The organism is Lysobacter sp. OAE881 (assembly GCF_040546665.1).
Classification (GTDB): domain Bacteria; phylum Pseudomonadota; class Gammaproteobacteria; order Xanthomonadales; family Xanthomonadaceae; genus Lysobacter_J; species Lysobacter_J soli.
Window position 1 is genome coordinate 3,462,160 of the sequence record NZ_JBEPOG010000001.1, and the last position, 18,183, is coordinate 3,480,342.

The window sequence follows — 18,183 nt, forward strand, 5'->3', positions numbered from 1 at the left end:
AGCCGTTCCCCCTGAGACCAAAGGAGCACCAACCGAATGAACACCCATCGACTCACCGGCGCCCTTGCGCTGATCCTCGTGTCCTCGACGCTGGCGTTGGCCGGTTGCCAGAAGCACGAAACCGACGTCGTCCCGCCGGCCACCGAAACGCCACCGGCCGATACCACCACGCCGCCGGCCGACACGACCACGCCGCCTGCGGACACCACCACGCCGCCGACCGACAGCACGATGCCGCCGACGGATACGACGACCCCGACGGATACGACTACACCGCCGGCCACCACCCCGCCGCCCACCGAAGGCACGACGCCACCGGCCGACCAGACCACGCCGCAGGACAGCACCACTCCGCCGCGCACCTGATCGCACGGGGACATCCCCCCCGAACGGCCCGCACCCGCGGGCCGTTCTCGTATCCGGCGCTGCGGATTCGTGACCGTCTTCAACACGACTCCGGGACCTTTGCGGGGCGAGCATCGCGGAAGTCGCAAGACGGCCTGTTTCCGGCTTTCGGCCCGTCACCCGGACCTGTTAAGTTGACGCCATGGCCGTCGGCATCCTCCTCATCACCCACGAAGGCATCGGCACCGCGCTGGTCGCGGTGGCGCGCCGGTTGCTGAGCCAGTTGCCGCTGCGGACCGAAGCACTCGAGGTGCCGTTCGAAGGCGACCCGGACGCCCTGCTGCCGCAGGCCAGCGCGGCATTGCGCCGCGTGGATGCGGGCGACGGCGTGCTGGTGCTGACCGATCTCTACGGCGCCACGCCCAGCAATCTCGCGGCCAAGGTCGCGCGGCTGGGTACGCCGGTGCGGCGGGTATCGGCGGTGAGTCTGCCGATGCTGCTGCGGGTGATGAACTACGCCGACCTGGGCCTGGACGAACTGCCGGCGGTCGCCGCCGCCGGCGCGCGCAACGGCGTGATCCTGGACGAAGCCTGACGCCGGTCGGGCGCGAAACAGCTGGAAGAAGCATGACTGGAGCAACACACACGCGGGACCGGCAACGGGCCCGGAGGACGCGACGATGATCGAGCACGAACTGACCGTCAGCAATCGACTCGGCCTGCATGCGCGGGCCACGGCCAAGCTCGTGCAGACGCTGTCGGGCTATCGCAGCAGCGCCACGCTCACGGCCAAGGGCCGCGAGGTGAATGCCAAGAGCATCATGGGCGTGATGCTGCTCGCCGCCGGCCAGGGCACGCAGGTGCGCCTGCGCGTGGAAGGCGACGACGAGGAGCACGCCGCGCAGGCGGTCGTGTCGTTGTTCGAACGCCGTTTCGACGAAGACAGCTGAGGCGCGGATGAGGCAGACGTTCGTCGGTCACGGGGCCTCGCGCGGAAGCGCGCTCGGCCGCGCACGCGTCCGCCTGCCGCATGTACTGGAAGTCGTCGAGGAACACATCCCAGCCAAGCGCGTGGAGGGCGAGATCGTCCGCCTGCACGCGGCCATCGCCACCGTGCGCGAAGAGATGTTCGCCCTGCGCGAACGCCTGCACGGCGCGCTCGCGCACGAAGTCGGCGAATTCCTCGACCTGCACAGCCTGCTGCTGGACGACCCCGAACTGCTGCAGGGACTGGACGAACTGATCCGCACCGGTCGCTATTCGGCCGACTACGCGCTGCGCCTGCAACGCGATCGCATCGCCTCGGTCTTCCAGACGATGGACGACGCCTATTTCCGCAGCCGCGTGGACGACATCGACCAGGTGATCGGCCGCATCCACGCCGCGCTGCACCGCCACGATGCGGGCATGCCCGGCGTCGCGGGCGAGATCCTGGTGACGGACAACGTCGCGCCGGCGGAAATCGCGCAACTGCAGGCGCAGGGGGTGATGGCGATCGTCACGACCACCGGCAGCATCCTGTCGCACAGCGCGATCCTCGCTCGCAGCCTGCACCTGCCACTGGTCGTCGGTGCCGAAGGCGCGCTGCAGCGGATCAACGACGGCGACGTGCTCGCGGTGGATGGTGCCACCGGCAACGTCATCCTCGAGCCCGACGCGAACGACCTGCGCGCGCATCGCGGCCGCGTCCGCGAGTTGGCGCGCGAACGCAAGCAATTGCATCGCCTGCGCCGCGAACCGACGCGCACGATAGACGGCGTCGACATCAAGCTCTACGCCAATGCCGAATCGCGCGACGACGTCGCCGAGGCGCATGCGCTCGGCGCGGCCGGCGTGGGCCTGTACCGCACCGAATTCCTGTTCCTGCAGCGCAATGAACTGCCGGACGAGGAAGAGCAGTTCCGCGTCTACCGCGACGTCGTGCTCGGCATGACCGGTCGCGCCGTGACGATCCGCACGCTCGACCTCGGCGCCGACAAGGCGGACCGCACGGGGCTGGCGCTTCGCGACGAACCCAACCCCGCGCTCGGCCTGCGCGGCGTGCGCCTGTCGCTCGCGCGCGCGGGCCTGCTGGAAGCGCAGCTGCGCGCACTGGTGCGTGCGTCCGGCTACGGGCCGCTGCGGATCCTGCTGCCGATGATCTCCACGCGCGAGGAAGTGCGCCAGGTGCGCGCCACGCTCAAGCGCGTCACGCTGGAACTTCGCGAACAGGGCCACGCGATCGCCGACAACATCCCGCTCGGCGCGATGATCGAAGTGCCGGCGGCCGCGATCGCGCTGCCGGCGTTCATCGGCAGCGTGGACTTCCTGTCGATCGGTACCAACGACCTGGTGCAGTACCTGCTCGCGGCCGACCGCAACAACGAGGCGCTGACGAGCCTCTATACGCCGCTGCATCCTGCGGTGATCCGGCTGGTGCGCGACGTCATCCAGCTGGCCCGCAAGCGCGACAAGCCGGTGGCGGTGTGCGGCGAGATGGCCGGCGATTCGCACTTCGCACCGATGCTGCTCGCGCTGGGGCTGATGGAATTCAGCCTGCACCCGGCCACGCTGCTGGAACTGCGCCGCACGATCCGCCATTGCGACCTCGCGCAACTGCAGTCGCGCGCCCCTGCCCTGCTGCGCGCGCGCGACCGCGCCGGCATCGAGGAATGGATCGCGGAGAACGCACCCGTCGTGGCGTGATGCCGCATCGGCGATGCGCGCGAAGGGGTGGGCATCCCCGGCGTTCGGGGCGATAATGTCGCGATGAACACCTGACCCTGTCGTGCCCGAGCGGCCCGACGCGACCACGCTTCTCACGAAGCCCGGGAAGCCCCGCATGGCCGAAGCCGTCCGCCACGACAAGACCGCGCGCCAACTGCGCCTGCTTTCCGATGCACTGGACAGCGGCCGCCTTGGCCCCGTGCGCCGGCTGGTCAACACGCTCTCCCCCGCCGAGATCGGCAACCTCCTCGAATCGCTCCCGCCGGGCAAGCGCACGGTGGTGTGGGGGCTGGTCGATGCGGAGGACGACGGCGAGGTGCTGGTGCACGTCGGCGACGACGTGCGCGAAGGCCTGCTGGCCGAGATGGACCCGGACGAGATCATCGCCGCGGTCGAAGACCTCGACATCGACGACCTCGCCGACCTCGTCGAGGACCTGCCCGATACCGTCATCGACGAAGTCCTCAAGTCGATGGACCGCGAGAACCGCGAGCGGCTCGAGCAGGTGCTGTCGTACCCGGAGGACACCGCCGGCCGACTGATGAACCCCGACGTGGTGACGGTGCGCACCGACACCACCATCGACGTGGTACTGCGTTACCTGCGCCTGCGCGGCGAACTGCCCGAGCACACCGACCACCTGTACGTGGTCAGCCGGCGCCACCAGTACCTGGGCCGCATCGCGCTGGCGGCGCTGCTGACGCACGAGCCCGGCACGCCGATCAACAAGCTGATCGACGACGAACAGCCGGCGATCGACGTCGAGGAATCGGCCAACGAGGTCGCGCGCAAGTTCTCCGACCACGACTGGCTCAGCGCGCCGGTGGTCGACGACAACAACATCCTGCTCGGCCGCATCACCATCGACGACGTCGTCGACATCATCCGCAACCAGGCCGAGCACCAGGCGCTGAGCGCCGCGGGCCTGGACGAGGACGAGGACCTGTTCAGCCCGGTCTGGCGCGCGATGCGTCGCCGACTGATCTGGCTGTCGATCAATCTCGGCACCGCCTTCCTGGCGGCGAGCGTCGTCGGCGAATTCGCCGACACCATCGACAAGCTGGTCGCGCTGGCCGTGCTGATGCCCATCGTCGCCGGCATGGGCGGCAACGCCGGCACGCAGGTGCTGGCGCTGATGGTGCGCGGCCTTGCGCTGGGCCAGGTCGGCGCGGCGAACGTGCGCACGCTGCTGTGGAAGGAAGCGCGCGTCGCGCTGCTCAACGGCGTGGTGCTGGGCACCCTGCTCGGCCTGATCGTGCTGCTGTGGTTCCACAGCGTCGGGTTGTCGATAGTCATCGCGACCGCGCTGACGGCGAACCTGCTGTTCGCGGCGGTGGCCGGCGTGCTGGTGCCGGTGACGATCCGGCGCTTCGGCTACGACCCCGCGCTCGCGTCCGGCATCTTCCTGACGACGGTGACCGACGTCATGGGCTTTTTCACCTTCCTCGGGTTGGCCACGATCATCCTGCTGCGCTGAGGCGCCCGATGCGGACCCGCGTCGCGATCTGCGACGCACGCCATTGCGATGCGCCGCGGCTGCGCCAATCATGCGGGCCGATGCCAGGAGCCTGTCCATGCCTTCGTTTCCGCGTTCCGCGTTTTCCCTTCTGACCCGCCTCGCCGTCGTCGCCCTGGCGCTCGCACTCGCCGCCTGCGCGACCACACCGCGCGAGGTGCCGCCGGGCCGGTTCGTCGAACGCAGCGTCGTGGTCGACGGCGGCAGCCATCGCTACCAGGTCTTCGTGCCGTCGCGACAGGCCGGCGGGAAGCATCCGGCGACCGTGCTGTTCCTGCACGGCTCCGGCGAGCGCGGCACCGACAACCAGCGCCAGGTCGACGTCGGCCTCGGCCCGTTCGTGCGCGAACACGCGGAGACGTTCCCCGCCATCGTCGTCTTCCCGCAGTCGCCGGATGGCACGTCATGGACCGGCACGCAGGCGCGCGTCGCGCTGGCTGCGCTGGATGCGGCGATCGACGAATTCGACGGCGACGAGGACCGCATCGTGCTCACCGGCATGTCGCGCGGCGGCTACGGCGTACTGGAACTGGCGATCATGGAACCGCGCCGCTTTGCCGCGCTGGTGCCGGTCTGCGGCGGCATCACCCAGCCGCCGGCGCTGAAGGAACACCTGCAGGTCGAGGGCGTGGCGCTGGCGCCCGATCCCTTCCTCGCGGCCGCACAGAAACTGCAGAAGCTGCCGGTGTGGGCCTTCCACGGCGGGAAGGACGACGTCGTGACTCCGGACCAGTCGCGGCACTTCGTCGAAGCGCTGCGCAACGTGGGCGGCAACGTGCGCTACACCGAGTTCGCCGAGCTCGGCCACAACAGCTGGGACGCCGCGTATGCCACCCCGGACCTGTGGACCTGGGCGTTCGCGCAGCAGCGTAAGGGCGGATTGTTCTGATGCCGGATTCCTGAGCCCCTCTCCCGCCTGCGGGAGAGGGGTTGGGGTGAGGGCCGGCCGGCTCGCTGTCGCACGCACCCGCAATTCATGCGTGAGGCGCAGGCCGCGGATTAGCGAAGATCAACATCGATTCCAGCCTTCGCTGGAATGACGAAATAACGGTTCGCCGCTGAGACAGTGCGCCGACGCACCCGGCCCGGGTCCCCGCTTTCGCCGGGATGACGGGCCTCACCCGCGCAGCAACGCCTCCAGCACCGCCATGCGCACGGCGACGCCGTTGCTCACCTGGCGCAGGATAAGCGACTGCGGACCGTCGGCCACTTCGTCGGTGATTTCCACGCCGCGGTTGATCGGGCCCGGATGCATCACGACCGCATCGGGCGCGGCGCGCGTGAGGCGTTGCGCGGTGAGACCGAACTCGCGGTGGTAGTCGTCGAGCGAGGCGACCAGACCTTCTTCCATGCGTTCGCGTTGCAGGCGCAGCATCATCGCCGCGTCCACGCCGTCCAGTGCGGCATCGAGATCGTGCGAGACGACGCAACCGTCGAGCGTGCCATCGTCCGGCAGCAGCGAGGCCGGGCCGCACACGCGGATCTCGCCGGTGCCGAGCGTGCGCAGCGCCTGCAGGTCCGAACGCGCGACGCGCGAATGCTTCACGTCGCCGACGATCGCGACCTTCAGCTTCGAGAAGTCGTGCCCCTTCGCCTGCCGCAGCGTGAGCATGTCGAGCAGGCCCTGCGTCGGATGCGCGCTGCGGCCGTCGCCGGCATTGACCAGCGCGGTCCCGTGCTCGACGTGCTGCGAGAGCGCGGCCACCGCGCCATCTTCGTGATGGCGGATGACGAAGCCGCGCACGCCCATCGCTTCGAGGTTCTTCAGCGTGTCCAGCGCGGTTTCGCCTTTGCGCGTGGACGAGGTGGACGCGTCGAAGTTCAGCACGTCCGCGCCCAGGCGCTGCGCAGCGAGCGTGAAGCTCATGCGCGTGCGCGTGGACGGTTCGAAGAACAGCGTGCACACCGCGATGCCGTCGAGCGCACGACGGTCGTAATGGCCGTCGGCGAAGGCCTGCGCGCGCGTGAGTAGCGCATCGAGCGCGTCGTAAGGCAGGCCATCGAGCGTGAGCAGATGGCGCGGAAGGTGCGTGTTGTTCATGCGGTCGGAGGCGGCGTCGGCCGGTTCGATTTCGTGGAATCGGGAAGATCGGAAAGGTCGAGCGCGTCGTCGGGCGACGCGAGCCAGCGTTCGATGATGACCGCGGCGGCGACGGCGTCGAGCGCTTCGGCGTCGCGGCGACGTTTGCGGCCTTCGGCGCGATCGGACGCGAACCGCTGCGCGGCTTCGATCGAACTCATGCGCTCGTCGACCAGCACCACCGGCAGGTTGTAGCGCTGCGCGAGTTCACGCGCGAAGGCGTGCGCGCGCAGGCGGATCGGCTGGTCGCCACCGTCCAGCGCCATCGGGTCGCCGACGATCAGGCCGTCGGGCCGCCATTCGCTGCGCAGGCGGTCGATCGATGCCCAGTCCGGGCCGTGGCCGTGCACGTCGATCACGGCCAGCGCGCGTGCGCCGTGCCCGAACGCGCTGCCGACGGCGACGCCGATGCGGCGCGCGCCCACGTCGAAGCCCAGCACGGTGCCGTCGCGACGGATGCCGGGCTTGTCGGGCGAGGCCGCCATCACGCGTGACCGGCGTAGTCGGCCAGGTGCGCGAAATCGACGCCGATGCGGCCGGCGGCGGCCTGCCAACGCGCATCCAGCGGCAGCTCGAACAGCAGCTCGGCGTCCGCCGGTGCGGTGAGCCAGTCGTTCTCGGTCAGTTCGTGTTCCAGCTGGCCCGAACCCCAGCCGGCGCAGCCGAGTGCGACGATCGCGTTCTCGGGGCCTTCGCCGCGCGCCATCGCCTCGAGGATGTCGCGCGAGGTCGTAAGGAACAGGTGCTCGGTGATCGCCATGGTCGAGTCCCACTGCATGCCGCCGTCGTGCAGCACGAAGCCGCGTTCGGGATGCACCGGGCCGCCGGCGAGCACCGGCTGCGCGCGCATGGTTTCGTCGCCGCCTTCCAGGCCCATCTGGCCGAGCACTTCGCCCAGCGTGTATTCGGAAGCGCGGTTCACGACGATGCCCATGGCACCGTCGGCGTCGTGCTGGCAGATCAGCGCCACGCTGCGCGCGAAGTTCGAATCGGCCAGCGCGGGCAGCGCGATCAGCAGCTGGTTGGCCAGTGGCGTGGGCGTAACGGACATGGCTGCATTCTAGCCCGCCCGGCGTGATGCGTGCCGCATCGCGGCACGGCGTACGATGGCGACTTTCCCCGTGCCCAACGCCGCCGTCATGTCTTCCACACAGCGCCCGCTCGTCCTGGCCTGCCTGGCCGTCGTCGCCCTCGCCGCCTGCCAGCGTGCGAACCCGCCCGAAGCCGCGCCCGCGGCGTCCACGCCCGCGCAAGCGCCCGCCGCGACGTCCTACGCCGCCGCGCACGCCGGCGACTACGCCGTCGTGCCGCTGAAGGCCGATCTCTCGCGCTTCGACGAGAACACGCGCCGCATGATCGCGCTGCTGGTGGAAGCCAGCGAAGTCACCAACGACCTGTACTGGAAGCAGTCCTGGGACGGCGATCGCGCCGCGCTGCTGGCGCGCGCGCCGGATGCGGCGACGCGCGAGCTGGCGGAGATCAATTTCGGCCCGTGGGATCGCCTGAACGAGGACACGCCCTTCATCGACGGCGTCGGCCCGCGTCCGCCGGGCGGCCCGTTCTATCCGGCCGACATGACCAAGGCCGAGTTCGAAGCCGCGCAGCTGCCGGACAAGACGTCCAACTACACCCTGCTGCGTCGAGAGAACGGCAAGCTCGTCACGGTGCCCTATCACGTGGCCTACAAGCCCGAGCTGGAACGCATCGCGACGCTGCTGCGCGAAGCGGCGAAGCTCAGCAGCGACAAGTCGTTCGGCAATTACCTGAACATGCGCGCCGACGCGCTGCTCAGCGACGATTTCCGTCCCAGCGACATGGCGTGGATGGACATGAAGACCAATCCGGTCGACGTCGTCATCGGCCCGATCGAGACCTACGAGGATCAGCTCTTCGGCTACAAGGCCGCCTACGAAGGCCTGGTGCTGGTGAAGGACGTGGAGTGGAGCCAGAAGCTCGCGCGCTTCGCGAGTTTCCTGCCGGCGCTGCAGAAGGGCCTGCCGGTGGACGCGAAATACAAGGCGGAAATGCCCGGCTCCGACGCCGACCTCAACGCGTACCAGGTCGTCTATTACGGCGGCAATGCGAACGTCGGCGGCAAGACGATCGCGATCAACCTGCCCAACGACGAGGAAGTGCAGCTGAAGAAGGGCACGCGCCGGCTCCAGCTGGAGAACGTGATGCGCGCGAAGTTCGACGCGATCCTGGTGCCGATCGCGAACCAGCTGATCGCGAAGGACCAGCTCAAGCACGTCACGTTCGATGCGTTCTTCGAGGACGTGATGTTCCATGAAGTCGCGCATGGCCTGGGCATCAAGAAGACGCTCGACGGCAAGGGCACGGTCGACGAGGCGCTGAAGGAATATTCCTCCAGCTTCGAGGAGGGCAAGGCCGACATCCTCGGGCTGTACATGATCGACGCGCTCAGCCGCCAGGGCGAACTCGACGAAAGCAAGCTGATGGACGGCTACGTGACCTTCCTCGCCGGCATCCTGCGCTCGGTGCGTTTCGGCGCGAGCGACGCGCACGGCAAGGCGAACATGGTGCGCTTCAACTTCTTCGCCGAGCGCGGCGCGTTCACGCGCGACGCCGACGGCCGCTACCGCGTCGACTTCGACAAGATGCGCGAGGCGATGAACGCGCTCAGCGCGAAGCTGCTCACCGTGCAGGGCGACGGCGATTACGCCGAAGCCAAGCGCATGACCGAGACGATGGGCGTGATCAAGCCAGAACTCGCGTCGGACCTGGCGCGGCTGAAGGACGCGAAGATCCCGATCGACATCCGTTTCGAGCAGGGGCTGGAGACGCTGGGGTTGCAGGCGTTCGCGACTCCGGGGAAGTAAGGCGGCTCGCACTCCATCGCGCTGGTGCGGATGGGCACTCCCGCGACCGCCCGCCCACCTCATCGTCATTCCCGCGAAGGCGGGAATCCAGGGACGTTGCACGCTTTCCCCGCAGTCTTACGGCCTGGAGCGTTCGGCTTCCGCGTCTAAAGCAATTCCGGTTAAGCGTGAGAAGTCCCTGGATTCCCGCCTTCGCGGGAATGACGAGCGAAGAGCAACAGCGACAAGCCACAAGCCACAAGCCACAAGCCACAAGCCACAAGCGAAGCGAACGCGACGCTTCGCGAAGCGACAAGCACCACGCACCGCCCAGCCTCCACACCACCAAACCAGCGAAATCCAATGTCCGGCTACTGCGACTCCGCCCCCGGCCACCCGCTCCACGGCCCTTACCACGACACCGAATACGGCTTCCCGCAGCGCGACGAAGCCGTGCTGTTCGAGCGCCTGATCCTCGAGATCAACCAGGCCGGACTGAGCTGGGAGACCATGCTGCGCAAGCGCGAGGGGTTCCATCGCGCGTACAGCGGCTTCGACGTGGACAAGGTCGCCAGATACGGCGACAGAGATCGCGAGCGCCTGTTGAATGATGCGGGCATCATCCGCAATCGCCTGAAGGTGGATGCGGCTATCCACAATGCGAAGGTGATCCGCGAGCTGCGCGCATCGCATGGCAGCTTCGCGCAATGGCTCGATGCGCAACTGCTCGACGATGCCGGCAAGCGCCGCGACAAGGCCGGCTGGATCAAGCTGTTCAAGAAGACCTTCCGCTTCACCGGCGGCGAGATCACCAACGAGTTCCTGATGAGCCTGGGCTACCTGCCCGGCGCGCACCGCGACGATTGCCCCGCGCAGAAGAAGATCCTGAAGCTCAAGCCGCCGCTGGATCCCGCGTGGCGGCGCAAGCTCTGATCGTCAGGACGGCTGCCGCGCCAGCGCAGACAGCCGCATTTCCAGCAGTTCGGTGATCGCGCTCGGCTCGGCCGGCTTCACCAGGTGCAGGTCGAAACCGGCATCGCGACTGGCCTGCTTCGCGTCCGCCCCGCCCCAGCCGGTCAGTGCGATCGCCACGAACGGCCGGCCTTCCGCGTCGACGCGCATCGCACGACAGGCCTCGAACCCGTTGAGGTCGGGCATGCCGATGTCCATCACCACCGCATCCGGGCGCCACGCCCTCGCGCGATCGACCGCCTGCTGGCCCTCGTAAGCGACGGCGACTTCGAAGCCCGACAACCGCAGCAGCAGTGCCAGGGTGTCGGCGGAGGCGCGGTTGTCGTCGACCACCAGCACGCGCCTCCATGCGTGCGCGTCGGGACACTCGATCACCAGCGGCGCGCCCGACACATCAACAGGTTCGAACTCGAACGTTTCTGGGATTTCGTCCAGCGGCAGACGGACCATGAATTCGCTGCCTTCGCCCAGGCCCTTGCTGCGCGCCTGGATGCGGCCGCCGTGCATCGACACGAGTTCCTTTGCGACCGCGAGGCCGAGGCCAAGACCGTTCTGCCCGCGTTCGAGCGAAGTATCGACCTGCATGAAGCTGGCGAAGATCTGTTCGAGGTCGTCGTCGGCGATGCCGATACCGTCGTCGCGCACGCACAGCACCGCTTCGTCGCCCTCGCGCGCAAGCGACACGCGGATGTGCCCGCCTTCCGGCGTGAACTTGAGCGCGTTGCTGAGCAGGTTTCCGAGCACCTGCATCACGCGCGTCGTATCGGCGCAGACCATCAGCGGCGACGGCGTCAGGTCGATCGACAACGTGCGGTTCTCCGCTTCGTAGGTCGGCTGCATCGCCTCGGCGGCGACGCGCACCTCGTGCACGAGATCGACGCGACGCCGATCCAGCTCCACCTTGCCGCGACTGATGCGGCTGATGTCGAGCAGGTCGTCCACCATGCGCACCAGATGGCGAACCTGTCGCTCCATCATGCCCAGCGTCGCACCGGCATCCTCGCGCACGTTCCAGCGGCGCAGCAGCTCCAGCCCGGTGCGCAGCGGCGCGAGCGGGTTGCGCAACTCGTGCGCGAGCGTCGCCAGGAATTCGTCCTTGCGGCGATCGGCCTGGCGCAGCGCATCTTCCATGATGCGGCGATCGGTGATGTCGGCAAAGAGCACCGCGACCTTCGGTGCATCGGCCGGGCCGACGCGGAAGGCGTACACGTCGAAATCGCGATCGAGCGCGTCGGCGCGCCGCTGGAAGCGGAGTGGTTTGCCGGTGCGTGCGACTTCACCGTACGTGTCGAACCAGGCCTGCTCGTGGTCCGATGCGCACTCGCGCATGGTGCGGCCGAGCGCATTCACCAGGCCGGTCTGGCGCTCGAACGCCGGGTTGATCTCCACGAAGCGGTAATCCACCGCCCGGTCGCCATCGAAGATCATCTCGAGCAGCGTGAAGCCCTGATCGATCGAGTCGAACAGGTGGCGGTATTTCTCTTCCGATTGCCGCAGCAGGCGCGCGTCGTGCTTCTGCTGCGTGATGTCCTGCATCATGCCGGTGACGGTGCGCACGCGACCGTCCTCGTTGCGGCTGCCGACCACGGCGCGGTCGTGCACCCAGCGCACGCAGGCGTCGTCGAGCACGATGCGGTACTGCGCGTCGAACGCCGACGATTTACCCAGCGCGAACGACTCGTGCAGCGCGCGCACGCGTTGCGCGTCGTCGGGATGCACGCGCTGGAACCACGCTTCGCGTCGCCGCGCCGGTTCGATCGGCCACAGGCGGCGATGCGCGTCGTTGAGGTGGTGCATGCGGTCCTGCGACATGTCCACGACGTAGAACGCCGCATCGAGGTTCCGTGCGACCTGCTGGAAGCGCTTCTCGCTCTGTCGAAGCGCGGCTTCGGCACGCGCGCGTTCCACCGCGGCCCACGTGCGCTCGGCGGTTTCGCGCACGACCTCGATCTCCTCCTCGCTCCAGTCGCGGGCGCGCTCGTCGCTGACGCCGAGCACGGCGATGAAGTGCTCGTTCTTCACCAGCGGCACGTTGATCAGCGAGCGGATGCTCAGCGCGAGGTAGCGGTCGCGCTCGGCCTGCCCGATATCGGCATCGTGTTCGGCATCGGTGATGACGAGGTTTCGCGCCGCGCGCAGCAGGTCCATCTTCGACGAACTGTAATCGTCCAGCCGATAGCGCCCGTCCAGGCTCTGCACGCCCCGGTTGAAGCTGTCGCGCACGCGGCAATACGTGCCGTTGTGTTCGACCTCGCCGTAGTAGCCGCGGTTGACGTCCAGGTGCTCGGCCAGCATGCCCATCGCCGTGCGCATGATCGCGCCCGCATCGGCGAGCGGTCGCAGCGCGTCGCCCAGCGCGAGCAGGAAACGCTGCGTCCGCGCGTTCGCTCGCAGCACGGCCTCGGCCTGCTTGCGATCGGTGATGTCCATCGCCACGCCATCCATGCGCGTCGGCTGCGGTGGCGCGCCTTCGAACGAGGTCTGCCCGCTGACGGCGATCCACCGCTGCGAGCCATCGGGGCGGACGATGCGGACGTCTTCCTGCAGCAGGCCCGTGCCGTCCGGGTCGAGCGCGCGATCCATGGCATCGCGAAACGTTTCGCGATCGTCGGGATGGATCGTCGAGGCCAACGCGCGCGCCAGGCTGAGGGACGAACCGGGCGGCAGGCCGAACAACGCGAGCAGGCGCGCATCCGGCACGCCGCGGTCGTCCGCCGGGTACCAGATGAAACTTCCCAGGCCCGCGGCATCCAGCGCCAGCTGGACCCGCAGGTCGTTCGTCCGTGCCGGGTCGCCTGGCCGCCCCGGGCTATGGGTGGCAGCCATCGGTCGGAATCTGTCGATCGTGCATCCACGCATCTTGTGCCATCGGCGTGAAGGGTCGCGTCAACGCACGCGGCGGCAGGTGCGCCCGCGCCGACGAAGCATTCGCGCGGCGTGACGAAACCGGCTCGCGATTCCCGCGGCGCCTGCTGCGAGCGCCGTGCGCGCTCACACCGGCCTCTGCGGGCGGGTGTAACGTAAGGCACGCGAACCCCAGGGCGTACGCGATGACCACACCCTACGGGCAGCAGCTCGCCCCCTCGGCCACGCCGGCGTCCACCGACGCCGCACCGCTGACGGCCACCCAGCTGGCCGATACGGTGCTGCTGCACCAGATCAGCGCCGAGCTGATCAGCCAGGAAGACGGCGGCGTCATCTACCGCAAGCTGGTGGATGCGGCGATGGCGATCATGCGTTCGGATTTCGGCAGCCTGCAGGTGCTCGAAACGGGCGCGCACGGGCCGCAGCTGCGGCTGATGGTGGCGCGCGGCTTCCCGGCCGAAGCCGAGCAGTTCTGGGGCGTCGTGCGCTCCACTTCCACCTGCAGTTCAGGGTCTGCGCTGCGGCTCGGCGAGCGGTTCATGTGCAGCGACGTCACCGCGGATCCTTCCACGTCCGAAGAGGATCTCGCGATGTATCGCCGCGTCGGCCTGGTCGCCGTGCAGGCCACGCCGCTGGTCACGCGCGGCGGGCGCCTGCTCGGCATGCTGTCCACGCACTGGCGCAGCCCGTACCGGCCCACGGCGGACCAGTTCCGCCTGTTCGACATCCTCGTGCGCCAGGCCGCCGACCTGCTCGAACGCAGCCAGACCGAAGCCGAACTGCGCGAGCGCGAAGCGTGGATGACCGGGCAGAAGGAAGCGATGCAGGCCGCTATGGACGGCGAACCGCTGCCCACCTCGCTGGGCATCCTCGTGCGGACGGCCACGCACGAGCTCGACGACGGCGTGCGCGCGGCGTTCTATCTCGTCGATCCGGAGGGCAAGCGGCTCAACCACGTCGTCGGCATGGGTAACGAGTACGCGAAGGAGGTGAGCGGCTTCCTGATCGGCCCGGAATCCCTCGCCTGCGGGCTGGCGGCCGCGACCGGCACGCCGGTGTTGACCTCCGACGTGCACGAGGAGCCGCGCTGGGAGCCATGGCGATGGCTGGCCGAACGCTTCGGCTATCGCGCGTGCTGGAGCTTCCCGATCCACACCGCCGCCGGCACGTTCGTCGGCACGTTCGCGCTGTACTGGCCGGTCCCGTGCGAGGCCACGCCGCGCCACATCGAGCTGGTCGGGCGTCTCACGCAGACCGCCGCGATCATCATCTCGCGCGACAGCGAAGCCACCGCGCGCCGGCGCACCGCCGCCGCGTTGCGCGAGAGCGAAGCCGCGCTGCGCGATGCCGCGCGTCGCAAGGACGAGTTCCTCGCGATGCTCGCGCACGAACTGCGCAATCCGATCGCGGCTATCCGCAACGCGAGCTACCTGCTGCTGAACAGCCCCGATGCGGTCTCGACTTCGCGCTGCTCTGCACTGATCGACCGGCAGGTCACGCTGCTGACGGACCTGGTCAACGACCTGCTCGACGTCTCGCGCATCACGCGCGGGCTGATCACGCTGCGGCAGGAACCGTGCGACCTGCAGTCGGTCGCGCACCACGCGTTGGCGAGCCTGCAGCCGATGATCGGCAGCAAGGGGCACGAACTCGAACTGGTCGCCACGGGCGAGCCGGTGCGCGTCGTCGGCGATCCGGGCCGGCTGGAACAGATCGCCCTCAACCTCATCGGCAATGCCGTCAAATACACCGATCCCGGCGGGCGCATCCGCGTGGCCGTCGGCGTGGAGGACGGCAACGCCGAACTGCGCGTGAGCGACAACGGCATCGGCATGTCGCGCGAAGTCACCGAGCGCGTGTTCGATCTTTTCGCGCAGGCCGAGCGCGGACTCGCGCGTTCGCAGGGCGGGCTGGGCGTGGGCCTCACCATCGTCAAGCAGCTGGTCGAGCTGCATGGCGGCACGGTGCGCGCGCAGAGCGACGGGCCGGGACAGGGTTCGGAATTCATCGTCCGGCTGCCGCTGCGTTCGCGCGACGCGGTCGACGACACCGCGGCGGATGAGCCCTCGCGCGCCGGTTCGCTCGTCGCGCGGCGCATCCTGGTCGTGGACGATCGCGAAGATTACGCCGACTCGCTGGCGGTGCTGCTGGAGATCCAGGGCGCGCTGGTGCGCACCGCGCGCGACGGCACCGGCGCGCTGGATCTGATCCATGCGTGGCGGCCGGAGATCGTGCTGCTCGACCTGGGCCTGCCCGATATCGACGGCTTCGAGGTCGCGCGCCGCGTGCGCCATGCGCCGGGCGGCGACGCGGTGCACCTGATCGCCATCAGCGGCTACGGCCAGCCCGACGACGTGAAGCGCGCGCTCGAGGCGGGCTTCGATCGCCACTTCATCAAGCCGGTGGAGATCGCGGAGCTGATGCAGTGGCTGCAGGCGTCCTCGCGCGTATCCACGTAGGCGCGGCGCTCCGCATCGTCACTGGCCATAACGAAAAAGCCCCGCTTGCGCGGGGCTTCTGCGTAGATCGAAAGACCGGGATCAGCGGACCTGTGCCAGCTCCACGCCGTCGAGGCCGGCGGCGAGCGTCTTCGCGTCGCCGCCCTGCGCGAGCTTGATGCGCAGGCGCACTTCGTTCTGCGAGTCGGCGTAGCGCAGCGCGTCCTCGTAGGAAATCTCGCCGGCCTGGTACAGCTCGAACAGCGCCTGGTCGAAGGTCTTCATGCCCAGCTGCACGGATTCCTTCATCACTTCCTTGAGCTTGTGGATCTCGCCATCGCGGATGTAGTCCTGCACCAGCGGCGTGCCCAGCAGGATTTCCATCGCCACGCGGCGGCCCTTGCCGTCCGGCGTCGGGATCAGCTGCTGCGCGACCACGCCCTTCAGGTTCAGGGACAAGTCCATCAGCAGCTGCTGGCGGCGGTCTTCCGGGAAGAAGTTGATGATGCGGTCCATCGCCTGGTTGGCGTTGTTGGCGTGCAGCGTGCACAGCACCAGGTGGCCGGTTTCGGCGAAGGCGATGGCGTGGTCCATGCCTTCGCGCGTGCGCACCTCGCCGATCATGATCACGTCCGGCGCCTGGCGCAGCGTGTTCTTCAGCGCCGCTTCCCAGCTGTCGGTGTCGATGCCCACTTCGCGCTGCGTGATGATGCAGCCCTCGTGCTTGTGCACGAATTCGATCGGGTCCTCGATGGTGATGATGTGGCCGGTCGAGTTGAGGTTGCGGTAGCCGATCATCGCCGCGAGCGAGGTGGACTTACCCGTGCCCGTCGCGCCGACGAAGATGATGATGCCGCGCTTGGTCATCGCCAGCGTCTTGATCACCGGCGGGAGGTTCAGTTCTTCCACCGTCGGGATCTTCGTCTCGATGCGGCGAAGCACCATGCCGACCTGGTTGCGCTGGTAGAAGCAGCTCACGCGGAAGCGGCCGACGCCGGCGACGCCGATGGCGAAGTTGCACTCGTGCGTCTTCTCGAATTCCTCGCGCTGCTGCGGGTTCATCACGTTCAGCACCATGTCGCGCGACTGCTGTGGCGTCAGGGCGTTGGGCGTGATCGGCGCGATCTTGCCGTGCACCTTCATCGACGGCGGCATGCCGGCGGTGATGAACAGGTCCGACGCCTTCTGGTGCGCCATCAGCTTCAGGAACGAGGTGAAGTCGATGGCGCCGGAGGCGTTGGTGGCGGGCGTGGTGCCGGTGGTGTTGGTGCTCATGCGTTTTTCCCCTTGGCCGCGACCGGCGATCTGGGCTGCGGGATTGGCTGGAGCGACCGCCCCTGCGTCCCGACCCGATCCCGCTCCGCGGTTTTACGAATCCCGAATCCCGATTCCCCAATCCCGGAATTACTCGAACAACCGCTTGTCCTTCGCGTATTCCTTCGCCTGCGGACGCAGGATCAGGCCGCGCTTGACGAGGTCCTGCAGGTGCTGGTCGAGCGTCATCATTCCGTAGTTCTGGCCGGTCTGGATCGCCGAGTACATCTGCGCGACCTTGTCTTCGCGGATCAGGTTACGGATGGCCGGGATGCCGACCATGATTTCCCACGCCGCGGTACGACCGCCGCCGACCTTCTTCAGCAGCGACTGCGAGATCACCGCACGCAGCGATTCGGAGAGCATCGAGCGCACCATCGGCTTCTCGCCGGCGGGGAACACGTCGATGATTCGGTCCACGGTCTTGGCCGCCGACGAGGTGTGCAGCGTGCCGAACACCAGGTGGCCGGTCTCCGCGGCGGTCAGCGCCAGGCGGATGGTTTCCAGGTCACGCAACTCGCCCACGAGGATGTAGTCGGGGTCTTCGCGCAGCGCCGAGCGCAGCGCCTCGTTGAAGCCGTGCGTGTCGCGGTGCACCTCGCGCTGGTTGATCAGGCACTTCTGCGAGGTGTGCACGAATTCGATCGGATCCTCGACGGAGAGGATGTGGCCGTATTCGTTCTTGTTGATGTGGTCGATCATCGCCGCGAGCGTGGTCGACTTGCCCGAGCCGGTCGGACCGGTCACCAGGATCAGGCCCTGCGGCTGCTGGATCAGCTCGCGGAAGATCGGCGGGCAGCCCAGGTCGTCGAGCGTGAGCACTTCTGACGGAATCGTACGGAACACCGCACCGGCGCCGCGGTTCTGGTTGAACGCGTTGACGCGGAAGCGCGCCAGGCCGGGAATCTCGAACGAGAAGTCGACTTCGAGGAATTCCTCGTAATCGCGGCGCTGCTTGTCCGACATGATGTCGTACACCAGCGCGTGGACCTGCTTGTGGTCCAGCGCCGGGATGTTGATGCGGCGAACGTCGCCGTCCACGCGGATCATCGGCGGCAGGCCGGCGGACAGGTGCAGGTCGGATGCTTTGTTCTTGACCGAGAACGCCAGAAGTTCGGCGATATCCAT

15 protein-coding genes are annotated in these 18,183 nt (G+C 68.2%); 9 read left to right on the plus strand and 6 right to left on the minus strand.

Annotation, left to right across the window (positions count from 1 at the left end):
* Positions 1-36 precede the first annotated feature (36 nt).
* From ABIE51_RS15985 to ABIE51_RS16010, 6 genes are all read left to right on the plus strand, one after another.
* Complete coding sequence (locus tag ABIE51_RS15985; protein ID WP_192631438.1) at positions 37-366, plus strand: hypothetical protein; 330 nt, start codon at positions 37-39, stop codon at positions 364-366.
* Between the two features lie 181 nt (positions 367-547).
* On the plus strand, positions 548-940 hold the full coding sequence (locus ABIE51_RS15990) for a PTS sugar transporter subunit IIA (RefSeq protein WP_115842556.1): 393 nt from the start codon (positions 548-550) through the stop codon (positions 938-940).
* Between the two features lie 85 nt (positions 941-1,025).
* Positions 1,026-1,295 (plus strand): HPr family phosphocarrier protein, encoded by a 270-nt coding sequence (locus ABIE51_RS15995; RefSeq protein WP_115842557.1) that lies wholly within the window; start codon positions 1,026-1,028, stop codon positions 1,293-1,295.
* Positions 1,296-1,302: 7 nt separating this feature from the next.
* The gene (gene ptsP / locus ABIE51_RS16000; protein ID WP_115842558.1) at positions 1,303-3,030 is read left to right on the plus strand and encodes a phosphoenolpyruvate--protein phosphotransferase; all 1,728 of its coding nucleotides are present in this window, start codon (positions 1,303-1,305) and stop codon (positions 3,028-3,030) included.
* A gap of 136 nt (positions 3,031-3,166) precedes the next feature.
* Positions 3,167-4,528 (plus strand): magnesium transporter, encoded by a 1,362-nt coding sequence (gene mgtE / locus ABIE51_RS16005; RefSeq protein ID WP_192631439.1) that lies wholly within the window; start codon positions 3,167-3,169, stop codon positions 4,526-4,528.
* A 97-nt stretch (positions 4,529-4,625) separates the two neighbouring features.
* Complete coding sequence (locus tag ABIE51_RS16010; RefSeq protein ID WP_192631440.1) at positions 4,626-5,456, plus strand: carboxylesterase family protein; 831 nt, start codon at positions 4,626-4,628, stop codon at positions 5,454-5,456.
* Between the two features lie 228 nt (positions 5,457-5,684).
* Here the strand turns inward: ABIE51_RS16010 and ABIE51_RS16015 are convergent, their stop codons facing one another.
* The 3 genes from ABIE51_RS16015 to ABIE51_RS16025 are packed head-to-tail and all read right to left on the minus strand — an operon-like array spanning position 5,685 to position 7,698.
* On the minus strand, positions 5,685-6,608 hold the full coding sequence (locus tag ABIE51_RS16015) for an aspartate carbamoyltransferase catalytic subunit (protein ID WP_192631441.1): 924 nt from the start codon (positions 6,606-6,608) through the stop codon (positions 5,685-5,687).
* The gene (gene ruvX, locus ABIE51_RS16020) at positions 6,605-7,132 is read right to left on the minus strand and encodes a Holliday junction resolvase RuvX (protein ID WP_115842562.1); all 528 of its coding nucleotides are present in this window, start codon (positions 7,130-7,132) and stop codon (positions 6,605-6,607) included. Before ruvX ends, ABIE51_RS16015 begins: the two co-directional genes overlap by 4 nt.
* Positions 7,132-7,698: a YqgE/AlgH family protein gene (locus ABIE51_RS16025; RefSeq protein WP_115842563.1), complete on the minus strand. Its 567-nt coding sequence runs from the start codon at positions 7,696-7,698 to the stop codon at positions 7,132-7,134. Before ABIE51_RS16025 ends, ruvX begins: the two co-directional genes overlap by 1 nt.
* 88 nt (positions 7,699-7,786) lie before the next feature.
* On the opposite strand from ABIE51_RS16025, the gene ABIE51_RS16030 reads away from it, so the two are divergent.
* Positions 7,787-9,487 carry a dipeptidyl-peptidase 3 family protein gene (locus ABIE51_RS16030; protein WP_192631442.1) on the plus strand — a complete coding sequence of 567 codons (1,701 nt, stop codon included), beginning with the start codon at positions 7,787-7,789 and terminating at the stop codon, positions 9,485-9,487.
* A 342-nt stretch (positions 9,488-9,829) separates the two neighbouring features.
* Positions 9,830-10,399 (plus strand): DNA-3-methyladenine glycosylase I, encoded by a 570-nt coding sequence (locus tag ABIE51_RS16035; protein WP_192631443.1) that lies wholly within the window; start codon positions 9,830-9,832, stop codon positions 10,397-10,399.
* A gap of 3 nt (positions 10,400-10,402) precedes the next feature.
* On the opposite strand, the gene ABIE51_RS16040 is transcribed toward ABIE51_RS16035, so the two are convergent.
* Complete coding sequence (locus tag ABIE51_RS16040) at positions 10,403-13,264, minus strand: ATP-binding protein (protein WP_192631444.1); 2,862 nt, start codon at positions 13,262-13,264, stop codon at positions 10,403-10,405.
* Positions 13,265-13,488: 224 nt separating this feature from the next.
* Between ABIE51_RS16040 and ABIE51_RS16045 the strand changes: the two genes are divergently transcribed.
* Positions 13,489-15,762, plus strand: a complete 2,274-nt coding sequence (locus ABIE51_RS16045; protein WP_192631445.1) for an ATP-binding protein — start codon at positions 13,489-13,491, stop codon at positions 15,760-15,762.
* Positions 15,763-15,843: 81 nt separating this feature from the next.
* Here ABIE51_RS16045 and ABIE51_RS16050 read toward each other — a convergent pair whose 3' ends face one another.
* A complete protein-coding gene (locus tag ABIE51_RS16050) occupies positions 15,844-17,016 on the minus strand; it encodes a PilT/PilU family type 4a pilus ATPase (protein WP_115842567.1) in 1,173 nt (390 codons plus the stop codon).
* Positions 17,017-17,145: 129 nt separating this feature from the next.
* On the minus strand, positions 17,146-18,183 hold the full coding sequence (locus ABIE51_RS16055; protein WP_115842568.1) for a type IV pilus twitching motility protein PilT: 1,038 nt from the start codon (positions 18,181-18,183) through the stop codon (positions 17,146-17,148).